Raw genomic sequence first — 4,006 nt, 5'->3', positions numbered from 1 at the left:
TGGAAGCGTAGCAATGCGTTGAGCTAACCTGTACTAATTGCCCGTGAGGCTTAACCATACAACGCCCAAGTGGCTTTTTATAAACGCGCGTTCGCGCTGTCGCGATAAATCGTTTAACCACAAAACGTGGTTTTGCTGACGATTTATCTGCTCGCTAAAGTAAAAGCGGGTCGATAGACGAAACCGAGTATAGAAAACATTAAAGCGATTGTTGAGTGACAAGACAACATCATAGAAAAAATAGAGTAAGACTAGAGCATTCTTTAGTGTCGATTACAGCTGACCTTTTAACGAAGGGAGGCATCAGCTTTTACATATTGATTTATTGAGTCAACGGCTTGATAGATAACAGTTTTTGCCTGACGGCAATAGCGATGCGGTACCACCTGAATCCATTCCGAACTCAGAAGTGAAACGCATTAGCGGCGATGGTAGTGTGGGGTTTCCCCATGCGAGAGTAGCACACCGTCAGGCTCCCAATTACACGAAAAAGCTCAGTCTAACGACTGGGCTTTTTTGCTTTGTGGTATGCCTATTTTGAAATAAGTTAGCGGCTTTTAATGAAAATTTCTGGCTTTATTGTTTAAGTCGGACAGTAGGTGGCTCAAATCGTTGAGTTTACCAGCTATAACGTGGGTGACTCCCCCATCTCCTATCTCTAATATGCCTTTTACCTGAAGAATATTGGCCTTTAAATAGGCTTTTTGTTGTGCTTGTGAAGTTGATAGCCATACCACAACATTAATATTTCCGGTATCGTCTTTAAGGGTAATGAAGGTCACTCCTTTGGATGTGCCGGGTCTTTGTCTGCCGATTACTAATCCAATTACACTAACGTGAGTTTTATTGATTTTAGTGGCTAGTTGTTTAGCGGCTATATGCCTAGGTAACATCTTGGCTTCTCGCAATAGCGCTATGGGGTGATGGGTTAGACTTAGGCTAGTTGATACATAATCTTCTAGTAGCTCGTCTGTTTTATTGGGGGTGGGCAGTTGGGTGATTTTATCTGTAGTTTGTTGTTTGAATAGAGGTAATTCATGTACTGAGTCCATCAACAACCAACGCGTTACATATCGATTATCTGCCAAAGTATGAAACGCATTAGCACTGGCTAAGGCTTCTAGAAATTGGCGGGGCAAGCCCAGTTTTTTTATCTGATTGATATCTACAAAACCTGATTCGGGCCTGATTTGTTGTAAGTTGTTGGCATCTAGGCTTTTGCAGCCTTTTACAAGACGAAATCCTAGACGGATCGCCCATCGTTTATTGTGATATTCGAGTATGTGATCATAAGCGGAAGCATTTATACAAATAGGGTGTATTGTAATCTTATGACGTTTGGCATCTTGTACTAGTTGTGCAGGTGTATAAAACCCCATTGGCCAACTGTTTAATAAACCTACGTAGAATGCGGCTGGATAGTAGTGTTTTAACCAAGAAGAAGTGTAGGCCAGTATTGCGAATGAAGCTGAATGGGATTCGGGAAAGCCATATTCACCAAAACCACATATTTGTTTATATATGCGCTGGGAGTATTCGAGAGGATAATTTCTTTGCGACATACCTGTAATAAGTTTTTCTTTAAAATGGGTTAACTCACCAGTACGTTTCCAACTTCCCATAGCTCGGCGTAGCTGGTCTGCTTCGCCGCCACTAAATCCAGCCGCTACCATTGCTATCTTGATGACTTGTTCTTGAAAAATTGGTACACCCGATGTGCGAGATAGTACCTGTTTTAGTTCAGCCGACGGGTATTCGATTAAAGTAGGGTTTTTACGGTGTTTTAAGAAAGGATGTACCATTCCTCCTTGGATCGGGCCGGGACGTACAATGGCAATTTGAATGACTAGATCATAGAAGGTAGTAGGTTTGAGTCTGGGTAACATACTCATTTGCGCGCGAGATTCTATTTGGAATACACCAACAGTATCGGCCTGTTGAATCATTTTATAGACTTGGGGATCGTCTCCTAGAGCGGCTATTTGTGCAATATTAAAATTATGCTGATAGTGCTTTGCAATTAGCGCAAAAGATTTACGTATAGCGGTGAGCATGCCTAAAGCTAGGACATCAACTTTTAATAAACCTAAACTTTCTAGATCGTCTTTATCCCATTGGATCACGCTTCTATCTGCCATTGCCGCATTTTCAATGGGCACCAGATGATACAAAGGGCCTTGTGATATTACAAAGCCGCCGACGTGTTGTGACAAATGACGCGGAAAACCCTTTATTTCGTTTACTAAATGAATAAATTGCTGGCCTTGTGTCGATGACTTGTCGAAACCTAAACTGGCTATTTGTGTTTGCCAGCCGAGGGTGTGATCTCGGTGATTCATATTTTTAATAAAAAAATCTAATTGGCTTTCATTAACACCTAGTGCTTTGCCAATTTCTCGGATCGCGCTTTTATTGCGATAAGTGGTCACCGTTGCGGCTATGGCAGTGCGTTCTCGTCCATACTTTTGATAGATATATTGAATGATCTCTTCACGTCTTTCGTGCTCAAAATCTACATCTATGTCCGGTTCTTCTTGGCGCTCCTTTGAAATAAAGCGTTCAAATAGTACAGAGATTTGCCTTGGATCAACGGCGGTAATTTGTAGGCAATAACACACAATGGAGTTGGCCGCCGAGCCTCGGCCTTGATACAAAATTTGTTGTTTTTGTGCGAACTGCACAACATCGTAAATGGTGAGAAAGAAATATTCGTAAGCCAACTCTTTAATAAGCTTTAGCTCTTTAGCAATAATTCGTTTTATGGCGAAAGTTAGCATGCCACCTGTTTCAAAGCGTAAGTGCATACCTTTTAGAACAAGCTCTCGTAGATATTCGGAAGCGGTTTTGCCATCGGGCACCAGTTCGCTTGGGTATTCATAGCGTAAGCTGGTTAAATTAAAGGTACATGCATTGGCAATAGTTATGGTCGCGTCGAGCCAAGGTAACTCATATAAACTCGAAAGCTTTTTGATAGGGCGTAAATAACGTTCGCTGTTAGGTAGAAGTTCGCGGCCTAATTTTGCTACGGATTGCCCTTTTCTAATGGCGGTTAATGCATGTTGCAGTGGCAAGCGTTGCTGCTGGTGCATCAATACACCGCCGCAAGCGCAGATGTCTATTTGGTATGTATCACTAAGTTGCTCAATATGTTGCAAATGGCGATGTTCATTGGCGAGTAGATGACGTTGATAACCTATCCATAGCCTATTTTGATAATGCTTTTTGAGCCATGGACCCCAATGATCATCGTGGTGTTGATCGCCACTGGGTAACCACAGAGCGAAGCAGTGTTTGATGCCTCGTAAATCCCATTTGTCGAGTAGATATTCGCCTTTAGGGGCTCGCTTACGAGCATTGGTTATAATGCGGCACAACTCGGCATAAGCTTGTCTGTCGGGGCACAACAGAACTAACTCCAGCTCTTCATTAAAACGAAATAGGCTGCCAATGATTAACTTGATATTAAGGTCGTGCTCTTTAATGGCAGTGTGTCCTCTGGCAACGCCTGCCACTGAGCATTCATCGGTAATAGCGATAGCGTGATAACCTAAAAAGTCAGCCTGTTTGACTAACTCTTGTGGGTGGGATGCACCGTATAAAAAGCTAAAATTGCTCTGACAAAATAATTCAGCATAGCCATGTTTTGTGGCCACTAGCTAAACACACCATGTAAATACCAGTCACCTGTCGAGGTTTTGAATATCCAGTACCACTGCCCCAGTTGATTGCGAGCTATAAAATAGTCTCGTGTGATAGGTGTTGTGTCCCACCACCCTGTTGCTATGCGTTCTGGTCCATAAGCAATGGATACTTGCTCTTGTAGGCGCTGTGGGGCAATTAACAGAAAACTAGGTCGTAACGCATAAAGGTCAAAATTTTGCATTGGCTTGCCTAATAGCTGAGTTGGCTGGATGATCTGCTCTGGGCGATAATCATTGCTTAGGGCTGGTGTTGCTATAGCTTGTTCTCCGAGCTTTGCTTGCAGTAAAGAGACTAATTGCAAACG

General features: G+C 42.7%; 1 protein-coding gene, 1 rRNA gene and 1 pseudogene. 1 reads left to right on the top strand and 2 read right to left on the bottom strand.

What is annotated here, in order from left to right; all coding sequences use genetic code 11:
- Nucleotides 1-358: 358 nt before the first annotated feature.
- A 5S ribosomal RNA gene (rrf, locus tag Q0688_RS07405) occupies nt 359-474 on the top strand.
- Nucleotides 475-557: 83 nt separating this feature from the next.
- Here the strand turns inward: rrf and Q0688_RS07400 are convergent.
- Nucleotides 558-3,653 carry an error-prone DNA polymerase gene (locus Q0688_RS07400; RefSeq protein WP_299074699.1) on the bottom strand — a complete coding sequence of 1,032 codons (3,096 nt, stop codon included), beginning with the start codon at nt 3,651-3,653 and terminating at the stop codon, nt 558-560.
- A pseudogene (locus tag Q0688_RS07395) lies at nt 3,653-4,006 on the bottom strand (DNA polymerase Y family protein); the annotation flags it as partial. The gene Q0688_RS07400 and the pseudogene Q0688_RS07395, both read right to left, overlap by 1 nt.

Origin of the sequence: uncultured Paraglaciecola sp., from assembly GCF_937123705.1 — a bacterium.
Classification (GTDB): domain Bacteria; phylum Pseudomonadota; class Gammaproteobacteria; order Enterobacterales; family Alteromonadaceae; genus Paraglaciecola.
Note: the sequence above shows the minus strand (reverse complement) of the source record. Positions and strands in the feature narration are given on the sequence as shown.